This window comes from Pseudovibrio sp. Ad46 (assembly GCF_001623065.1).
GTDB lineage: Bacteria > Pseudomonadota > Alphaproteobacteria > Rhizobiales > Stappiaceae > Pseudovibrio.
Genome location: NZ_LMCG01000040.1, coordinates 85,887 through 105,684 on the forward strand (window position 1 = coordinate 85,887; position 19,798 = coordinate 105,684).

15 protein-coding genes are annotated in these 19,798 nt (G+C 50.9%); 10 read left to right on the forward strand and 5 right to left on the reverse strand.

Annotated features, from left to right (window positions below):
* Positions 1-109: 109 nt before the first annotated feature.
* Positions 110-1,783, forward strand: coding sequence for a thiamine pyrophosphate-binding protein (locus tag PsAD46_RS07395; protein WP_063306517.1), 1,674 nt, complete (start codon positions 110-112; stop codon positions 1,781-1,783).
* A gap of 25 nt (positions 1,784-1,808) precedes the next feature.
* On the opposite strand, the gene PsAD46_RS07400 is transcribed toward PsAD46_RS07395, so the two are convergent.
* Both PsAD46_RS07400 and PsAD46_RS07405 read right to left on the reverse strand, forming a co-directional pair.
* Entirely contained in the window at positions 1,809-4,526 is a 2,718-nt protein-coding gene (locus PsAD46_RS07400; RefSeq protein WP_063306518.1) for a bifunctional acetate--CoA ligase family protein/GNAT family N-acetyltransferase, read from the reverse strand.
* 197 nt (positions 4,527-4,723) lie between these two features.
* Positions 4,724-5,554, reverse strand: coding sequence for a universal stress protein (locus PsAD46_RS07405; RefSeq protein ID WP_063293672.1), 831 nt, complete (start codon positions 5,552-5,554; stop codon positions 4,724-4,726).
* Positions 5,555-6,004: 450 nt separating this feature from the next.
* On the opposite strand from PsAD46_RS07405, the gene PsAD46_RS07410 reads away from it, so the two are divergent.
* The 4 genes from PsAD46_RS07410 (at position 6,005) to PsAD46_RS07425 (ending at position 10,181) form a co-directional block, all read left to right on the forward strand.
* Positions 6,005-7,024, forward strand: coding sequence for a C4-dicarboxylate TRAP transporter substrate-binding protein (locus tag PsAD46_RS07410; RefSeq protein ID WP_063293673.1), 1,020 nt, complete (start codon positions 6,005-6,007; stop codon positions 7,022-7,024).
* Between the two features lie 138 nt (positions 7,025-7,162).
* Positions 7,163-7,834 carry a TRAP transporter small permease gene (locus PsAD46_RS07415; protein ID WP_063306519.1) on the forward strand — a complete coding sequence of 224 codons (672 nt, stop codon included), beginning with the start codon at positions 7,163-7,165 and terminating at the stop codon, positions 7,832-7,834.
* Positions 7,831-9,198 carry a TRAP transporter large permease gene (locus PsAD46_RS07420; protein WP_063293675.1) on the forward strand — a complete coding sequence of 456 codons (1,368 nt, stop codon included), beginning with the start codon at positions 7,831-7,833 and terminating at the stop codon, positions 9,196-9,198. Before PsAD46_RS07415 ends, PsAD46_RS07420 begins: the two co-directional genes overlap by 4 nt.
* A 95-nt stretch (positions 9,199-9,293) precedes the next feature.
* Complete coding sequence (locus PsAD46_RS07425) at positions 9,294-10,181, forward strand: GNAT family N-acetyltransferase (protein WP_063293836.1); 888 nt, start codon at positions 9,294-9,296, stop codon at positions 10,179-10,181.
* Between the two features lie 367 nt (positions 10,182-10,548).
* Here the strand turns inward: PsAD46_RS07425 and xseA are convergent, their stop codons facing one another.
* The gene (gene xseA, locus PsAD46_RS07430; RefSeq protein WP_063293676.1) at positions 10,549-12,084 is read right to left on the reverse strand and encodes an exodeoxyribonuclease VII large subunit; all 1,536 of its coding nucleotides are present in this window, start codon (positions 12,082-12,084) and stop codon (positions 10,549-10,551) included.
* Between the two features lie 196 nt (positions 12,085-12,280).
* On the opposite strand from xseA, the gene PsAD46_RS07435 reads away from it, so the two are divergent.
* From PsAD46_RS07435 to PsAD46_RS07450, 4 genes are all read left to right on the forward strand, one after another.
* Entirely contained in the window at positions 12,281-13,009 is a 729-nt protein-coding gene (locus PsAD46_RS07435) for a 16S rRNA (uracil(1498)-N(3))-methyltransferase (protein ID WP_084404373.1), read from the forward strand.
* A 23-nt stretch (positions 13,010-13,032) separates the two neighbouring features.
* On the forward strand, positions 13,033-14,868 hold the full coding sequence (locus tag PsAD46_RS07440; protein WP_063293677.1) for an adenylate/guanylate cyclase domain-containing protein: 1,836 nt from the start codon (positions 13,033-13,035) through the stop codon (positions 14,866-14,868).
* Positions 14,869-15,014: 146 nt separating this feature from the next.
* Positions 15,015-15,833, forward strand: a complete 819-nt coding sequence (locus PsAD46_RS07445) for a hypothetical protein (RefSeq protein ID WP_208981721.1) — start codon at positions 15,015-15,017, stop codon at positions 15,831-15,833.
* Positions 15,834-16,262: 429 nt separating this feature from the next.
* On the forward strand, positions 16,263-17,141 hold the full coding sequence (locus PsAD46_RS07450; protein ID WP_063287123.1) for a LysR family transcriptional regulator: 879 nt from the start codon (positions 16,263-16,265) through the stop codon (positions 17,139-17,141).
* A gap of 136 nt (positions 17,142-17,277) precedes the next feature.
* Here PsAD46_RS07450 and PsAD46_RS07455 read toward each other — a convergent pair whose 3' ends face one another.
* Positions 17,278-17,601 (reverse strand): DUF1127 domain-containing protein, encoded by a 324-nt coding sequence (locus tag PsAD46_RS07455; RefSeq protein WP_057463768.1) that lies wholly within the window; start codon positions 17,599-17,601, stop codon positions 17,278-17,280.
* A 194-nt stretch (positions 17,602-17,795) separates the two neighbouring features.
* On the opposite strand from PsAD46_RS07455, the gene PsAD46_RS07460 reads away from it, so the two are divergent.
* Positions 17,796-18,695, forward strand: coding sequence for a LysR substrate-binding domain-containing protein (locus tag PsAD46_RS07460; protein ID WP_057463767.1), 900 nt, complete (start codon positions 17,796-17,798; stop codon positions 18,693-18,695).
* A gap of 53 nt (positions 18,696-18,748) precedes the next feature.
* On the opposite strand, the gene PsAD46_RS07465 is transcribed toward PsAD46_RS07460, so the two are convergent.
* Positions 18,749-19,687 carry a DMT family transporter gene (locus PsAD46_RS07465; RefSeq protein ID WP_063306521.1) on the reverse strand — a complete coding sequence of 313 codons (939 nt, stop codon included), beginning with the start codon at positions 19,685-19,687 and terminating at the stop codon, positions 18,749-18,751.
* Positions 19,688-19,798: the final 111 nt, after the last annotated feature.

Genomic DNA, 19,798 nt, shown 5'->3' on the forward strand with positions numbered 1-19,798 from the left:
ATTTGCCCAGTTCATTCCATCTGGGAATAATAAAGAGAAATACTGCAGATTTTCACGAGAGCATAATCCGCGTATCTTCGCCTCAATCGAATTAGGACTGGAGTGAGGGATGAGCCAGACAATGCGGACCGGTGGTCAGTTAATCGTGGATGCGCTGGAAGATCAGGGCGCCGAGCGTGTCTTCTGTGTGCCGGGTGAGAGCTATCTTGCTGTTCTGGACGCACTTTATGATGCTTCCGTTCCAATCACCCTGTGCCGTCAGGAAGGCGGCGCGGCCATGATGGCAGAAGCTTGGGGTAAAATGACCGGCAAGCCGGGCATCTGCATGGTGACACGCGGTCCAGGCGCAACCAACGCATCTGCCGGCGTGCACATTGCGCAGCAGGATTCCACACCGATGATCCTGTTTGTTGGCCAGATTGCCCGCGATATGCGCGAGCGTGATGCCTTTCAGGAAGTCAACTACCGTCAGATGTTTGGCAGCATCGCCAAGTGGGTGGCTGAGATTGATCAGGCTGACCGCATCCCGGAAATGGTCTCTCGCGCTTACCATGTCGCAACATCAGGCCGTCCCGGTCCTGTCGTTTTGGCCCTGCCAGAAGACATGCTGATCGAGCTGGCAGAAGCACAACGTGTTCCGGCTATGCGCCCAGTTGAAACTTATCCGTCCAATCATCAGATGGAAGAGTTCCAAGAGCTGCTGGAAGGTGCTGAACGCCCATTCTTCATTCTGGGTGGTTCCCGCTGGTCAGAAGAGACCTGCGACACCTTTAAGGCGTTTGCTGAAAAGAGCGGTTTGCCAGTTGGCGTGTCGTTCCGTCGCCAAATGCTGTTTGACAACAGCCATGCCTGCTACGCTGGTGATGTTGGCATTGGCATCAACCCGAAACTCAAAGCACGTATTGAGAACTCGGACCTTATTGTCCTGCTCGGCGATATTCTCTCAGAGATGCCAAGCCAGTCCTATTCCATGCTGAATATCCCAGTCCCAGCACAAAAGGTCGTTCACATCCATCCGGGTGCAGAAGAACTTGGTCGTATGTACCTACCAACGCTGAGCATCAACGCCAGCCCTGCAGGCTTCTGCGAAGTTCTGACAGAATTAGACGTGAAGCAGCAAACTGGCTGGAAAGCACAGGTTGAAGAAGCGCATGCGGATTATCTGGCATGGTCAGGTGCTCGCCCAACGGTGACGGGTGACCTGCAAATGGCTGAGGTGATGGAGTGGATTGAGAACAACCTCGATGACACCACCATCTTCACCAATGGCGCAGGCAATTACGCAACATGGGTGCATCGCTTCCATCGCTTCCGTAAATACAACACACAGCTGGCTCCAACCTCCGGCTCCATGGGCTACGGCTTGCCAGCAGCTGTCGCGGCCAAGCTCAAGTTCCCTGAGCGCGATGTGATTTGCTTTGCAGGGGACGGATGCCTGCAGATGACCATTCAGGAGCTGGGAACTGCAGCGCAAGATGGCGCAAACATTATTGTGGTTGTTATCGACAACGGCATCTACGGCACGATCCGCATGCATCAGGAGCGTGAGTATCCGGGTCGTATCAGCGCCACCACACTGCACAATCCAAACTTCGCTGATATTGCAAAAGCCTATGGCTTCCACTCAAGCACAGTGAAAACGGCTGATGAATTCGGCCCCGCCTTTGAAGCCGCAAAAGCAAGCGGCAAGCCAGCTCTGTTGCATCTGCATCTGGACCCAGAGGCGATTACGCCAATCCGTTCGCTGTCGCAGATCCGCGAAGCCTCTATGGCGACCAGTTAACCTGAAAAATATCGGAGACGGTGATCTAACTCATCGTCTCCCGATCAAGCGTAGTGACGTCCAGAACAACATCCGCAAGCGCATCGTCATCAGGAGAGCGCTTTACGCGGAAGCCGAGACTGCGGCACATATCCAGCATGGTGGTGTTCTCGCGTAAAACCTCGCCTTTGACGGTCTGGATGCCGTCGACCTTCGCATAACGAATAATCAACTTCATCAAAACCCAACCAAGGCCCATGCCTTTGAGGTTGGACTGAACCATCACCGCATACTCGCCCTCAGTATGGTCTGGGTTTGCATGAAGCCGGACCACTCCCAAAATATCGCCCGTTTCAGGATCAATAGCCGAAAATGCCATAGCCCGCGCATAGTCCAACTGCACGAGACGAGCTAGAAACGTGTGCGAGAATTCTTTGACTGGAGCAAAGAAACGCAGGCGCAAGTCTTCAACCGACACCTTCTCAAAAAAGTTCTTCAGTTTGCCTTGGTCTTCAGGCCGGATTGGCCGGATCAGGATCGTCTTACCGTCCTTCAGCTTGTGTGTGTGCTCCCATTCAACAGGGTAGGGCACGATAGACAGGCGAGACGCGCCTTGTCGTCCCGGACGTTTCTCCGGAGCACTGATCGCGACACGCGCATCAAGCACCACGATGCCATTTTCATCGACCACTACCGGATTCAGATCCAGCTCCCGCACTTCCGGGAAATCAACGGCAATCTGAGAGAGTTTCACCAGTAGATGCTCGACCTCTGCAACATTGGCAGATGGTCGATTACGGAACCCCTTCAACAGCTTGGCTGTGCTGGTGCGGGAGATCATCGCCTTGGCGAGGTTAAGATCAATCGGCACCAGATCAATCGCCCGGTCACCAACCACCTCAACGGATGTACCGCCTTTGCCAAACACGACCACAGGACCAAACACCGGATCATCTGCAAGGCCAGCATAGGTTTCTAATCCAAACCTGCGTGTCACCATTGGTTGGATTTCAACACCGGTAATGTCAGCATGCGGATAGGAGTGCTTCACATTGCCAAGGATTTTCTCAAAAGTTGCTTTCACACCTGCAACACTGTCAACGCCAAGATGCACGCCGCCAACATCAGACTTGAAGGTTAAATCAGGGCTGCTGACTTTAAGAACAAGTTGATCGTGTTTGTCGAACAAAACCTCAGCAACCTTGGCAGCTTCCTCAACGGTTTTGACCAGATGCAATTCGACTTGATTGACTGAATAAGCCCGCAAGAGTTCTCGCGTTTGCAAAGGTGTAAGCCACTTCTGGCCGTTCTCCAGCGCAACTCGGATTGTTTCTTTCGCCAGTCGCAGATTGGGCTTGTAATCGCTGGGCAGGCTGTCCGGCACAGCGGAAAGATGATCCTTCGCTTCCTTGTATCGAACCAGATGCATAAAGGAGCGGATTGCACCAGACGGGCTTGGATAGCAAGGCACACGCGCTTCATCCAGAACCTTTCGCGGAATATTGGCCCCGCCAGCCAGTGTGGTCACAAAGGCTTGATGTTTGCCAAGCCGTTTGCGGTCTTCCTTACCGGCCTCAGCAAATGCTTTAGCGACCTCAGAAAAGTCTTCAAAAGCGGTTGGCGCAGCAATGGCCAATACACCGTCGGAATTCGGATCTTTCAAGAGAGCACTGATACCCTCTTTGAACTCCTCAGGGCTAGCGGCTTCAGGCAAGACCATCGGATTGTCCGCCCGCGCGTCAGTCCGGACCAAAGAGCAGAGCTTCTCTTTGGTCTCATCACTGATTGGCGCCAGCTTGCCGCCAACCTTCGCAAGACGGTCAGCAGCCAGCGTTGCCAGACTACGACCATTCGCGATGATAGAAAGGCGACGCCCTGCCGATGGTGCAACGCGAGTGACGGTTTCCGCAGCCTCAAACATCTCATCAAGGTCGTAAACACGAAGCACACCAGCACGTTGCAATGCAGCATCATAAACAGAGTCGCGGGTTGCCAGGCGGCTGGAATGAGCCGTACCGGAAATATGCTGGTCACGACTAGCACCACTGCGGATAACGATCACTGGTTTGGACCGGGCTGCGGCACGGGCTGCTGACATGAACTTGCGCGGGTTTGCAATGGTCTCAAGGTGAACAAGGATCGCTTTGGTCCGATAATCCTGCGCGTACCAGTCCAGCAAGTCGGAGACATCCACATCCAAACGGCGACCAAGAGAAACAACACCAGAGAACCCGATGGAGTTGGCTTTGGCCCAAGACAATGTAGTGTTGAAGATGGTGCCGGAACGGGAAATTAGTGCCAGTTCCCCCTTCAAAGCTTGCTCACTCGTCAGGAGTGTCGAGAGCTTGGAATGCGGGGAAGCGATCCCCAGACTACCCGGGCCGAGAATTCGAATATTGTACGGATGTGCTGCTTTCAAAAGAGCATCAAGGTGCTCATCGCGCCAGCTGTCAAAACCACTCGCGGGAATAACCACTGCGCGCGTGCCTTGCTCTCCAAGAAGCTTGATGTCATCTGCTGCTGTGGTGTGGTCCCCCAGCAAAATGGCAAGATCTGCTTTGCCCTCCACTTCTGGAATAGAAGCGACGCTCCTAAATCCGTCCGCCGAAGTGTTGGGCAAACCAACAAACGCCCTGGGACCAGAAAAACCGCAACCGACAAGGCTGTCTATGAGACGCTGCAGGACCACCTCCTGCTTGCTGTTCGGGCCAACAATGGCAATGGAACGTGGAGAGGTCAAACCTTCTAGATTGCAGATCGTCATAGTGCATTTCCCGTCAAACTCTGTTGAGTTTTAGGCGCTGTTACAGAGGTATTCAATTTAAACCAATGCCCTTCACGATGGAATTGATGGGCGCTTGATCTTCAAAATAGAAGAGAGGTGCGACAGCAAAGCGACACCTCTCTCCCTCTTAAAATGGGCAAGGATCGGGAGATAAAATGGGGCATCTCCCGACTAAGTTAGTGAGCCATCAGAACTGGAATAGTCATGGAATGCAGAATGTCACGGGTCGCTCCACCAATGAGGTACTCACGCATGCGGCTGTGACCGTAACCACCCATAACAAGCAGATCTGTTCCATTTTCTGAGACATAGTTGAGAAGCGCATCACCAACAGCGATTGGTGGGTTGTTGATCACATCAACATTGATCTCCAGATCGTGGCGGGCAAGGTACGTTGCAATGTCGGAACCTGGCTCACCTTCGAGAGGCAGACCTTTATTCACGATCACGATTGTAACATGCTCTGCCATTTCCAGAATTGGAAGCGCTGCGTGCACTGCACGTGCTGCTGTTGCGCTGCCATCCCATGCCAAAACAACTTTCTTCGTCTGGAAGTCACCTTTGGAGATGAATGGAACGATCAGTGTTGGCACTCCAGATTCAAACAGCAGACCTTCGATCAGCATTTCGCGCATTGGCTCTGGTGCTTCAGGATTGTCCTGACCAATCACAACCATGTCGCTCAAGCGGCAATGACCCATGATGGATTCAAGGCTGCCGCCAGTGACGATCTCTTCCACACGGGTTTCAGTAGAGATGCCAGCGAGTTCTGCATAGCCTTTGAACTTCTCGGTAGAAGTCTTTGCAGCATCGATGGCCTGATTTTTAGCAACCTGCAAATAATCGGTTGGCATTGGTGCAGCCAGGAAACCTGGTACGATTGGCTCAAATGCCAGCGCAAGCCCCGTTGCATGTGCGCCTGCCTGACGGGCAAATTCAACAGCAACCTTAGATGCTGTTTGATCGCCATTCAGGTCTGTAATGGTGAGAATGTCCTTGATTGCCATAAGCCTTGTCTCCTTGCCCTCTATTTCTTAGCGGTACGGGAGGTTGTCCCTCACCTGAAATATTAGGTCAGCATTGCAATAGCTGCTTTGATCCTTGTCAACCTTAATCATTGGGATAAGGTTTTGAAAAATAATGCAGTTTCACTATTATTATAAGTAAGGGAGAGTAAGGTAGCCCAGTTTCGCCCCAAATAGGTATACTTAAAGTCTTTATACTTTAGGCAAAGAAGAACTGATTGGCTGAATAAAAGCAGAGTTTTTATACACTTGCACCCTGCAAAGATATTTTGAACGAATGAACCTAGGGGCATGTGAATAGTCATTAAATCTTCGAATTACTAAGGTTTATTACTGAGAAAATTGTGATATTTCTATATCTGACGGAATTCAGGGAGGGGCTGAATTTGCGCCTATTGCAAGGACGGCCATTTTATTTTCGGGAGTTTATAAATGAAAAATCTTAAGGTTGCGACCGCTGCACTCGCAGCAACAATGGGCTCTGCGTTTGTGGGCGAAGCTTTGGCTGCAGATGTGACCTGGAATGTCTCGTTGTGGGGCAAACGCCGTGCATTTACTGAGCACGTTGAAAAGCTGTCTGAAGAAGTGGCTGCACGTACCAACGGCAAATTTGAAATCAAGCTGCATTACGGTGGAGCACTGTCCAAATCTCGCGAAAACCTTGATGGCATCTCCATCGGTGCGTTCGAGATGGCACAGTTCTGTGCATCTTACCATGCAGATAAAAACCCGACTCTGACCACGACCGATCTGCCATTCCTCGGCGTGCCCGATCTGGAAACTCAGGTTAAGGTGGATTTTGCGCTCTACAATCACCCTGCAGTTCAAAAAGATCTGGGCCGTTGGAATGCAAAGCTGCTGATGCCATCACCAATGCCTCAGTATAACTTGTTGGGTAAAGGCGATGCACCTGCAAAGCTAGCTGACTTTGAAGGCATGCGTGTGCGTGCTCTTGGCGGCGTTGGTAATGCGATGAAGACCATCGGCGCTGTTCCAACAACTGTGACAGCTTCTGAAGCGTATCAGGCGATTGATTCTGGGACCGTGCAGGCCGTTGCTTTCGCGCCTCACGCTCATCTGTCATTCAAAACGGTTGAAGCTGGCAGCTGGTGGACCAACAACCTGAACCCAGGCACTGTGAGTTGTCCGGTTGTCGTCAGCACAGACGCTTACGACATGCTGGCCCCTGAGTTCCAGAAGGCGCTGGATGAAAGTGTAGGCCCTGCAGTTCAGCACTATCTGGATACCTACGCAAAGGTATACGACAAGTTCTATCCAGCTCTGGAAGCAAATGGTGTAAAGCAAATCTCCTTTACCGAAGAAGAGCTTGAAGGGTTCAAGGCTGTTGCCGGTAAGCCAATCTGGGACAAGTGGGTTGAAGATATGTCTGCAAAGGGTCTCCCAGCAGCAGAACTGCTCACACTTGTACAGAACGCAATTGCAGGTAAGTAATTACCTATCAAAAGGCGCACCCCGTTTGGTGCGCCTTTTTACTCCGATGGCTGCTCATCGGAGTTTTGTTTAAGAGCCTGCTCAAAAGTACTCGCTCAGAGCAGGGCACAACATTTCTCTTAAAATCGGGCTGATAACATGTCCAAATCAAACGGCCCCGCATATCCCAAGTCGGATATGGCCTATCTCCGCTTTAATGGTGTGCTGGGGAAAATCGAAAACCTGTTCAACCTCATTGCTGCGACATCCATTCTCGTCTTGATGTTGTTAGCTGTCGTTCAGGTCGCCGGACGCAACTTGTTCAACCAGCCCGTACCCGGTTTTATTGATATTACAGAGCAAGCCATGGCCGTGTTCGCGTTCATGGGTATCGCTTATTGTCAGCGTGTTGGCGGCCACATCCGCATGGAGTTGGTGATCGGCGTCTTCAAAGGCCGTACTCAGTGGATTGCAGAGTTCCTTGGCGTGCTGGCGATCCTTCTTGTCGTATCCGTGTTGATTTATGGCTCCTTCCTGCACTTTGACCGTGCATGGACTTTCGGGGACAGCACGATGGATATTTCCATCCCAACTTGGCCGTCTAAGTTTGTTGTGCCGCTTGCATTGTCCTTGTTGTGGCTTCGCCTCGTTCTTCAGCTGTTTGGCTACACCCGTCTGATCATCAATCCATCAGCCTCAGTTCTGGATTTGCCGCACGTAATGGATGCTGCTCAGCATGCAAAAGCTGAGATTGAGGAGACATTCCATTCCGCCGAAAACGGAGAAGAGGGGGCTGAAATGAGAACAGCTGCCCATGGAGGTGCATCATGACCCCGTTTGATATCGGTCTCATCATGACCGGGATGCTCTTGCTCCTCGTCATCATTGGGGTTCGTGTTGCTTTCGCGGCAGCGTTTGTCGGCATAATGGGCATGGTCGCAATCTTCTCCATGCGCCTCGGGTTTGAGCGCGGTGTTATGACAGCTGCAAAAATGGCTGGCACGATCCCACATTCCAAATCCGTGACCTATGCGCTTTCTGTTCTGCCAACCTTCATCCTGATTGGTTTCTTGGCCTATTACGCTGGCCTGACAAAACAACTGTTTGAAGCCTCGAAACGCTGGCTGGGCTGGCTTCCGGGTGGTTTGGCAATCGGAACTGTCTTCGCCACAGCAGGCTTTGCAGCGGTGTCCGGCGCATCAACGGCAACCTCTGCCGTGTTCGCCCGTGTGGCGATCCCAGAAATGCTGGAAGCAGGCTACTCCAAACGCCTTTCCGCCGCGGTCGTTGCTGCTGGTGGAACACTGGCCTCGCTTATTCCGCCCAGTGCGATCCTCGTGATCTACGCCATTTTGGTGGAAGAGAGCGTCGGTAAGCTCCTCATGGCAGGTTTCTTACCGGGTGTTGTTTCTGTCTTAATTTACGCAGCCATCATTTACGTCATCGCCTCATGGCAAGGCGGAGCACCCGCAATTGGAGGCTATAGTTGGAAACAGCGCTTTGAATCCGTACCCGGTACATTCCCGATCATCGGCGTGATCCTGATTATCTTCTCCAGCCTCTATTTCGGCTTTGCAACACCAACAGAAGCTGGTGCGTGTGGCGCATTCGTAGTGCTACTGGCAGCATTCTACAAAGGTATGCGTACCAAGCAGCTTTTCCTGGCTCTTCACGAAACGGCGAAGCTGACAGTGATGATCTTCACGCTCATCTGGGGCGTACTCGTCTATGTCCGTTTCCTCGGCTTTGCAGGCCTTCCGGATGCATTCCGTGAGTTCATTGTTGCACTCGATTATCCACCAATGATGATCATTGTTTGCATTCTGCTTGGGTATGCTGTGCTTGGAATGTTCATGGATGCAATCGGTATGCTGGTTCTCACTCTTCCAGTAGTCTTCCCGGCGATCATGGCACTGAATGGTGGTCTCGATGTCAGCGCGGCAGAAAGCACACTCGGTATGTCCGGGGCAGCCTGTGCGATCTGGTTCGGTATCATCGTGGTGAAAATGGCAGAGCTTTGTCTGATTACACCGCCCATTGGCTTGAACTGCTTCGTGGTCTCTGGTGTGCGTCCAGACATCCCGGTTCAGGAAGTCTTTCGCGGTGCAACACCGTTCTTTGTAGCAGATGTGGTGACCGTAGCTGTCTTGGTGGCCTTCCCGGCAATCATCACCTTCTTGCCATCCTTGATGTAAAATGGATGATCAATTGAGATATTGGGAAACCCCGGTCGGTGGACCGGGGTTTTTTATTGCGCCATACTCTGTGGTTTCCAACAAAGAGCATTGCCATGAAAATCAAAAAATTATCCAATCAACATCAAGAGATAGTCTGGTCGTTCTTGATGAAACACGTCTACAGCTCAATGTTCCTGCTCAACAACATCGAACAAACTGGCCTTGAATATACGGGCGAGCTCTATTCGGGAGAGTATTGGGGCGCTTACGATGAAGTCGACGAGTTAAAGGGTGTTTTGGCACAGTTCTGGAACGGTAACTTGATGTCTCAGGCACCCGACTTGAACGCTCTGGAAACTCTCACCACGCACTTCCGTGAAGTTGTTAATCGCCCGGTCGCCGGAATGGTTGGTGATGGTGAGCAAGCCAGTTTTGTGTTGAACAAACTGAACTTTCCCGCAAATGCCTACAATACCAACCGCAGTGAAGGCCTCTATCAACTGGCCTTGGAGGACCTGCAACTCTCTGAGAAAGCAACTAGCGATCAGTTCAGTCTGATCCCAATGTCAGAAGCTGATACGTCATTACTGTTCGATTGGCTAAAAGCGTATGAGCTGGAAGCCTTTGACGGTGAAGCCAGCAAAGAGCATGACAAACACATCACAAACCGCGTAATGGAAATGCAAAAAAGCGGCAATGCATGGGTCTTGCTGGATAGCGAGCAACCTGTTGCGCTGAGCGGGTTTAATGCAACCCTCGCAGAAATCGTGCAAGTCGGCCCTGTCTGGACACCACCAGAACATCGCAACAATGGATATGCCAGAGTCGCCGTTGCACTCACACTGGATCTTGTGAAGCAACAAGGCGTACGGAGATCGGTTCTGTTCACTGATAATCCAGCGGCAGCAAAAGCTTATGAGGCTATCGGCTTCAAGCAAAACGGAAGCTTCCATCTTGCCTTACTTAAGGAGCCTGTTGAATTATCGAATGTCTCCGCCTGATCTGCTTTTATCTCGCTTGGGCCACACATACCCCTTAGTCTCTCGGATAGTGATTTCTTCCGAGGCTCGATAACCTCCAGAAACCCATCTCCTTTGCAAAGCAGCAGCATGGGCCAGTCCACGCAATCGGAGAGATTAAGCACTCCGATCGTAGCAATGCCTGGTGAAGGAGGTGGTAGATGGATGAAGCTTGAACTTAAGTCCAAAATAGAAAAAGCACGGAACAGACTGGTACTCTGGTTCCGTGCAATTCTAAAATAAGCCATCGTGAAAGGGGGCAGTAGCTCCCTTTCTCTTCCTCAATATAGTCCTGATCTCTTAATCACGCAATAATGAGGAAATAGAGAGTATTCCTCCGTAATCACTTCTAAAACAAGCTGCCTTGTGCGTCTGGATCAACCATACTTTTCTTCTTTCTCGGAGAAGGCTTAGCCTGCTTTGCTTTCGTCTGAGCCACGTGTTCCTCTAAGTTCTTTGGAGGAGAAGTTGGCTCCGCGGTAGCCTCCGCGACAGGTTCTGACACCGGCTTTACTGCTCGTGGAGGTGTTGGTGTTACACCACCTCCATCAGCCACAGCTCCAACAGTACCGCCCTTCATCTCTAATTTCAGAGCCTGACCGGCCTGCACAGTCTGAGCGCTGGCCAGTGGTACACCGTTCTCATCACGCACCACAGCGTAACCACGCTCAATCACCCGCTCATAGCTTAGTGAGGCCAAAAGCCCGGCAGAGTTGGAAAGGCGCAGGCGTTGCCGTTGCACCTGGTTGGAAAAAGCTGCAATGGCACGATCTTTCAAAACTTGGAGCCGCTCGCGCCCTTGCGCAACCTGCCGTTCAAGTGTGATGGGACGCAAGCCAGAGGAAACTGCTGTCAGAGAATTCCGGTGGATCTGCGTGTTCGTCTTCAGTCCCTGCTCAAGACGGCCTGCCACCATATCAAACCGCTGGCGTGGAAGAGCAAGAAGATCTCGTGGAGCAGGCAGTGCAGCACTTGCTGCCCGCAGTTCGGTTCGGCGCGTTTGGACCAGGCGCAACAAACCCGTTGAAAGGCGGCGGGACAGATCATCCACCTGAGCGGTCATCTCAGCCTTTACCGGAACTGCAAACTCAGCAGCACCAGTTGGAGTTGGCGCCCGCACATCAGCGGCCAGATCAATCAATGTCCAGTCTGTCTCGTGGCCAACAGCCGAAATCAGTGGGATTTGAGAGTCTGCCGCCGCACGAACCACAGCTTCATCATTAAAGCCCCAGAGGTCTTCAATTGAGCCACCACCACGCGCAACGATCAGAACATCAGGGCGTGGGATCGCTCCGTTGGCCTCAAGTGCGTTAAAACCGCGAATACCAGCAGCAACTTCTGAGCTGCAGCTCTCACCCTGAACGCGAACTGGCCAAACCAAAACATGCAAAGGAAAGCGGTCACTGATGCGGTGCAGGATATCGCGAATAACCGCGCCAGTTGGGGACGTAACAACGCCAATCACACGTGGCATACGTGGTAAGGCAACCTTGCGCTCTTCTGCAAATAAACCTTCTGCAGCCAGTTTGCGCTTGCGCTCTTCCAATAGAGCCATCAACGCTCCAGCGCCAGCTGGCTCAAGGCTATCAATCACCATCTGGTACTTGGATTGCCCGGGAAAAGTGGTGATTTTACCCGTTGCAATGACTTCAAGACCTTGCTCTGGCTGCACCTTGAGCCGTGAAGCATTGCCACGCCAGATAATGCCGGAAAGCACGGACTTGTCGTCTTTTACATCCAGATAGATATGCCCTGAAGCTGGTTTGCTCACACGACCCAACTCGCCCCGCACACGGATATAACCAAACTTGTCCTCAAGCTCGCGTTTGATATCACCGGAAATCTCGGAGACGGTATATTCAGCAATGTTGGAGCGTTCAGACAATGTCAGACTTCTTTCATATGCGGCAAAAAGTAAACCATTCTCTCTTAGTGTAGCCCGCGACAATTGCAAAGGGGAACCGTGAGAAGCGCTTCCACCTGTTGAGACATTGAGTTCTCACCAGCAAATCTTTAAGCGCAAAGTGGTATCTGCCGTGTGCTTGGCATATGGTGCCCCCATGTCCCGCTATGAGTTTCGCATGCAACGTTTATTTGTCGATCAAAATCTCCGTGCAGGCCTTCAATTGGAGGCAGACCGCGCACAGGCCAACTACCTTCTGAATGTCCTTCGCATGAAGGAGGGAGGCGACGTGCTCGTCTTCAACGGCAAGCATGGAGAGTGGCGGGCCCAGATACTGCCGACGGGGCGTAAGTCCTGTCAGCTGATTGTGACTGAGCAGCTGCGTGAGCAGACACCGATGCCAGACTTGGACTATCTGTTTGCACCGCTGAAACTGGCGCGTCTGGATTACATGGTTCAAAAGGCCGTGGAGATGGGAGCTGGGCGCTTACGCCCGGTGCTCACCCAGTTCACCCAAAACCCAAAGGTGAAGCTGGAGCGCATGGAATCCAATGCGCTTGAAGCCTGCGAACAGTGCGGCGTGCTTTCAATCCCCTCCGTAATGGAGCCACAACAACTTAAGAAACTTCTTTCTATGTGGGGGCAAGAAGAAGGCGATCGTCAGATTATCTTCTGTGACGAAGGCCATGGGACGCACAATCCGTTGGAGGCACTGAAAGATGTTCCTAAAGGACCTCTGGCCGTATTAATCGGCCCGGAAGGCGGTTTCTCTGAGGAAGAGCGTGCGCTTTTGCATAGCAAACCATTTGTACATGCTATCCCGCTTGGCCCACGGATTTTGAGAGCAGACACAGCTGCCGTCGCGGCTTTGGCCGTTGTTCAGGCAAAATTGGGAGATTGGTTCTAAGGTACCTCCGAATGGAGGCCTGAATGGACCTGAACAACAAGACTGCTGACGCTGAAAAGCAGCCCCAAAAAGAGAGCTCAAAAAAGAAAGACAGCAAAAGATGGCGCCTGTCCATCTCCACTGTCTTCAGCATTGGTGCGGCGATGCTGCTGGCCTTAATTGGCGGTTCCATGCTGCTTTATGTATCTGATGCCACAAACCGTCAGACAACCGTCATTATGCGCGAAACCGGGGCTCTCATTGTCGAACGTGGTCTGGAGGTTGTTGAAGATTTCTTCCGCAATGAAGAACGGATGGGGCTGTTGGCGGCCGAAGTCCTGTCAGATCCACTAATCTACAACGCGCCTGTAGCTTTACGTGAGCAGTTGATTTCCATCCTATCACGCCAGACCAATATTAAGCGGATTTCCTACACTTTCCCGACTGGACGACGGATCTCGGTTCAGTTAGATCACGCGAGCCAGCCGGTTCAGCAGATGGTGGTCATGCCTCCTAATGAACAGGATATGGAAGTCGGCAATCATCGCTGGGCTCCTCCGTATTATGATGAGGGCATAGGTGAAACGTTTATGCAGTTTGCCGTCTACATTAGAAATCCAGTCGACAATACAATCTCTAAACTCACGTTGGATTATCCAATATCTCTACTCGGTCAACTGATGGCTCGCATCAAATGGCGGGCTTCTCAGATTCCGTTTATCCTTTATGGACGAGATCAGGTTCTGGCGAGCTCTGAGCAAGCGTTTCTGAGCTTCAAGCCGAGTAAGGCAAAGCCGATCCCATTAATCTCAGATCTGCAGGACACACCTCTGAGCAATATCTGGTCCGAAAATGCCAATCGCAGGTCTCTCAACACCAATTATAAAGCCCACATCGACACAACTACCCATGGCACCTATCTGTATCTTTATGACGATTTGAGAAACGGAAATCGCTTCCCCATCATCATCGGTAGCTATGTATTAGCCTCTGAGTTCAGTGTTCCCTTCGAGAATCTGCACAAAATCTTTGTTGCTGCCACGGCTTTTCTGGCTGTCGGTGTGCTTCTTATGTTTTTGATTGGCCGAAGACTTGCAGGACCGTTTGTGGCTCTCGGAACCCAAGCAAATGCTATCCGTAAACTCAATATGGAAGGGTTGAGTGCGCTGCCTAGGTCGCGACTTAAAGAGGTAGATCAAGCCAACCAGGCCTTCAACTCAGCAGGCGTGGCTCTGAGCGCATTCTCCAGATATGTGCCTAAGGACCTTGTCAGAGTGCTGCTGGAGCGAGAATTTGAAGGTCTCAACAGCACGGAGCTTCGTGAGATGACAATCTTGTTCTCTGATATCGCTGGGTTCACTGGTGTTGCCTCTAAGCTGACAGCAGAAGAGACCACGTCCTTACTCAACACACACTTCCAGGAGCTTGCCGATTGCATAAGCCACACTCATGGAACTATCGACAAATACATTGGTGATGGTTGTATGGCGTTTTGGGGAGCTCCGGAAACCATGGAAAACCACGCGCAAGCAGCTATCGATGCGGTACATCTCATTGCGCAAAGGCTGGAGACAGAGCTCAAAAACGAGGAGGGCGCGACTGAAAAGCCACGCTTGCGTATAGGAGTTCACACAGGAACAGTCGTTGTCGGCAACATCGGTGCCATTGAACGGATGAACTATACTGTCGTTGGAGATGCAGTGAATGTGGCTGCACGTCTACAGGAGCTTGGCAAAACGGTGGATCCTGATGCCCGAGTGATTGCCCTTGCCAGCAACGCGACGGTGGACCATCTCAGGGATAAATCTCATACGAAACATTTGGGAGATTATCAGTTGCGTGGCCGTGAGGAGGCCGTTGATGTCTACCGGATTGTTTAGAGCGGGCATCACTATTGAACCCAATTCAATCAAATTTCGTCTCTTAGACATAATATTTGCAGAATACTACATCCAAAATTAGGGAACTGACGTTACGTCTGATGAGTGATTAAATAGCCGTGAGAAGCTTACGAGGGGAAAACCTCATGTTACGACATCCCAATAACAATATGTTTTCCCTTATGGAAATGCTCAGCCAAAACTATGCAAAAGCCTATAAGGACTACTGTGAGACTAGCCACGGTTTTATGCCCTTCATGCAGAAAGAGGAAACGCCCTCTGGAAAGTCGGGTGCAAAATCTACAGATGTTCCTGAGTTTCCATACATGAATTGGGCTGATCCGTCTAAATGGCAAGGGATGACCGGATTGCCACAGCAGGCTATGCTCTCTCAAGTCATGAGCATGTTCAGTGGCGATAAAAATATCAGTGCAGCCATGCAACGCCACCTCAGTCGCAAAGATGCCATGAATGTTGAAAGCTGGATGGAGCTAATGCCCATTTTACTGATGCTTTCCTATGGCAACATGATGAAGAATTATCTGGCAGGGCCTCAGCGCACTATGATGGAGGCCTACTTGCAAGGCTTTGCAAAAGGATGTCCAGAGTTACATCAGGACACGGATGCTGCGCGTAATCCAATCTTGGATGCGCGGGAAGCTTTCTGGTCGCAGATGATGCCATTAGAAAATCCGATGCTTGAATTCTGGACAAATGCTCTGCAGGGTACAAGCTCAGCTTCTGATGAGCACAATGAGTCACCAAAAGAATCTACAACGCAAAACACACGAGCCAAGAAGCCATCGTCTCCGGGGAACGGATCAGGCCGTAAGGCGCATCAATCCACTGCGAAGGAATCGGGTGTGCCATCCTTGTCTGGAGGTTTGGCAGCAATGCAACAAGCTCAGGGCGAGGCTTGGCAGCAATATTGCGACGTTTTTTGGCCAACTCGATCTCGTAGGTAACAATATTTCACATATACCTGAGGATAACTTTTTGTGATGAAGATCACTAATTGAGGAAGTTGTTTACTGCAATTTCCTCCGTTTCCGTTCAGACCGAGAGTTCAGAACTAGCCTGATCGTCCAAGCTAATACAAACCGGCATGAATTAATCTAGCATAACTCTCTATCTTAGAGAGAATTACTAGGTGTTTTTTATATCGTAACTCCAAGTCGATTGATCTCTTTCGGGTTTTATTTTGACTATTGGATTCTTTCGAGAGTCTAACCCAGAATAAGAACAATTTTGATTATATTAATTATTGTGATGAATCGACTTAAGCTCCCTAAAAGAGGGAAAAGACTGCGATAATAAAGTATTATATTCCAACTCTCGGTTTTCTTTCCACCAGTTTGCTGTATATTCATATCAAATTGTTATGGATTGGGGACATGACAGCACTATTAGACTTAGATTCTCTGCGAACTCTGGTAATGATTGCGGATACTGGGAGCTTCACAAGAGCAGCAGAAGAACTTGATAAAACGCAATCAGCGATTTCCATGCAAATGCGTCGCATGGAAGATAAGCTTGAGCGCACGGTCTTCCGGAGAGAAGGGCGGCACTCGAAACTGACAGAGGATGGCGAGCTACTGTTGCGCCATGCCCGTCAGATGCTGCGTTTGAATGACGAGACATTAGCTATGTTCTCGGAGCGCGAAGTGACCGGTAAGGTTCGTCTTGGTCTTGCGGAAGGCATTGACGAAACCAGAACCGCAAAGATTATCTTCGAGTTCTCTAAGAACAATCCAAAAGCTGAAGCATCCATCGTCTGCGCACCGGCAGCAGATCTTCGTAAGGCTTTGGGAGAAGGCAAACTGGATCTTGCCATCATCGGCAGCCTCGCAGATGAAGCCGAAGCTGGTGAGGGGAGTGTTCTTTCCAGCGAGCGTCTCGTTTGGGCAGCTGGCAGCAATTTCAAACTTGCCAGTGAAAGAGAATTGCCATTGGCTGTTGGTCTGGAACAATGCCGCATTCGAAAAGCTGCTGTTGAAGCGCTTGAGGATGATGAACGCGCATTCCGTATCCAATACAGTTCAAGCAATCCAGGTCTTGTTGAAATGACAGCAGCAAGCGGTATGGCGATCACAATTCAGCCGCGCTCATCTCTTGTTGCATCTGACGCTGGGCTGCTGGAACTGGAAGGCCTGCCGCAGTTACCAAACTACGTGGTCAAGCTGGTTCGCGGTAAGGAAAGCCATTTCAAAGCAGCAAACGCTTTGAGTGATTATCTGGCGAAGTCCTTTGAGAAAACAGCAGCCTCTGCCTGAGTGGCTTGCAAAGAATAAGTCCGAGTTATCGGAAAAGAAAAAGGGCCTGCGCAATGCAGGCCCTTTTCATATGTGGGTGATGAATTTTTGGCGGTTCAATTAGGGGTAGAGCCGCCAATTGAGGCTCCCACAAAAATTATGCGCGCTGGCGGCGCTTTTCCATTTCGGCGCAGCGGCGTTCGCTGGCGCGAATACGTAGATGCCAGCTTGGGTCTTTGCCATCGCCAGCAGAAAGCGCGCTGAAAACGTCATCACGAGTAATGCCGATGTCGTCCAGCATACGGTCTTCCAAGCGTGCAAGCTCAACCATTGCGCGACGATCCTGATAGTGTTTCCAGAGCTTTAGAGGCAAAGCTGTCAGCAGGTGCAACGTGTGAGCCAGCGTCAGTGGTTCAAAGGTGCCTGCATTAGCGCGATTTGGGTTGCGATATTCAGAAGGGGTAGGGAATGCAAGCGTCATGGTATCACTCTCCCGTTTGGATAGGCTGCTCTGGCCATCCATTGGAACTGGTATAGGGGGTTAAAAAAAGAGGGAACGGTGTCGTTCGATGCGTCAAATATCACCGAAAAGTTGTAGACAAACAAGAGAATGTTTTCGATTGAAATCCATTCAAGATCGTGATTGATTGATCATCGTTAAATGGGAGGGAGCCCATGCCTTATTCGATCGATGTTGATCAATTGAGAACATTTCTGGCCGTCGCAGAATTGGGAAGTTTTACCAAGGCTGGCGATGCCGTACATAAAACTCAGTCCGCTGTTTCCATGCAAATGAAGAAGCTTGAGGAACGTATCGGACAACCAATATTTGTGAAAGACGGACGTAACTCTAGGATAACAGAGCACGGAAGACGTCTTGTCGAATATGCGCGGCGCATGGTTGCTTTAAATGATGAAACGCTCTCTGCGTTTCATGAACCTGAGATCGCCGGACGAATCCGGTTAGGTTTACCAGATGACTACGCAGAACGACTGTTGCCACAAGTACTTGCGGCATTTAATCGGCTGAACCCTTGCATCAATTTGGATGTGGAATGTTCCAGCTCTAACGAAATTGGGCGACGAATCCAAAAGGGTGATCTGGACGTGGGAATTGTCACCAGCGGTGACTGTACCAGTGTACCAGGACAGATTGTGCGCCGTGAGCCTCTTCAATGGATTGGCTCTCGTGAGCATATCGTTCATGACCAGCGCCCATTGCGCCTTGCGGTTGGTCCAACAACTTGTTCATGGAGACAAGCTGGCGTTGCTGCGCTTGATCATCTGAACGTTCAGCATCAGGTGGTTTATACCAGCGCCAGTGCCGCAGCTCTTGCTGGTGCTGTGAATGCCGGACTGGCCATCGCGATCCTGCCAGCCAGTGCGTTGCGTCAGGGACAGCGTATTCTTGGAGAAAAAGAAGGCCTGCCGCCACTGCCACCTTGCGATATCACCATCATCAGATCTCAAATGGCAATTGAGCCGGTGCATGATGCGCTTTGCCATCACATCGTAGCGTCCATTGGCAACGTCACGATGGAGTATAACGGAATGGAAACAGAAGCCGCTGAATAAGCGACTTCTCTGCTAAAGTGCTTTTTAAAGTCCGGTGGTTCAAAACCCCGGGCTTATTTTTTGGCAGAGCGGCTGAGCACGATCCAGTTCCCACCCAGCGCAAACATCAGGCCAAGAATGGATGTTGCAGTCCAGGTGTAACCTTCCATCACGGTGGAAACGCCAAGCGCCACAATCGGAAACATCACTGTCGCATAGCCTGCACGCGCAGAGCCGATCCGCCCCAGCAGTGTCAGATAAGCACCAAAGGCAACGATGGAGCCGATGGCCACCATATAAAGGAAGCTCCAGATAAACTCCGGCGTAAACGGAACCTCAAAGCTGGCACCTTGTAGCAGGCCGTTCACACCAAGAAGAACAGTGCCGTACACCATCCCCCATGCACTAGCTGAGATAACCGAGATCTTTTTGGCAGTCGCACGTGCAGAGACAATGTTGCCAAAACAGAAGCTCAAAGTTCCCAGAGCACACAGACCAAGCCCGCCCAACGCCGCGATATTCCAGGTACTGCCTGCAATCTCTTGATAAAACATCAGACAGATGCCGGAGAAACCAAGAACAGCCCCAACCACAAGCGCACGGCTTACCTTCTGTTTGAACAGAACGAAGCCAAGTACGATGTTGAACACGGATGCAAGCGAAAACACCACCGAAAGCAAACCTGATGGCAGCTCTCGTGAGCCGTGATAAAACAAAAGGAAGTTGGTTGAAAACAGCAGCAGGCCAAGCCCCGCAAAGCTCAGATGAGCCCGCAGCGGAAAGGCCATCTTATGACCGCCAAAAATGGCCCAGCCCCACATTAAGATTGTCGCAAACAGAAACCGCCAGAAAAGTGCAATCTCAGGGGTAATGACCGCCTGCAACTTCAAGGCGTACCAGCTGAAGCCCCACGCAAATACGGTTGTGCCATAAAGGGCGAGATCGAACATACTAAGTGCTTGAGGCTTTTGAGAAATAGCAATGCCTGCATCAACGTCGCTAGCACTTGTCATGAAATATTCCTGCCAATTCAAAGTGTTCCAAGCAACTTCCTGCATGAAATCGCGAGATGAAACAAATGAATAAACGTCATCTATTCATTTGAAAAGCGAATGATTTAGAGG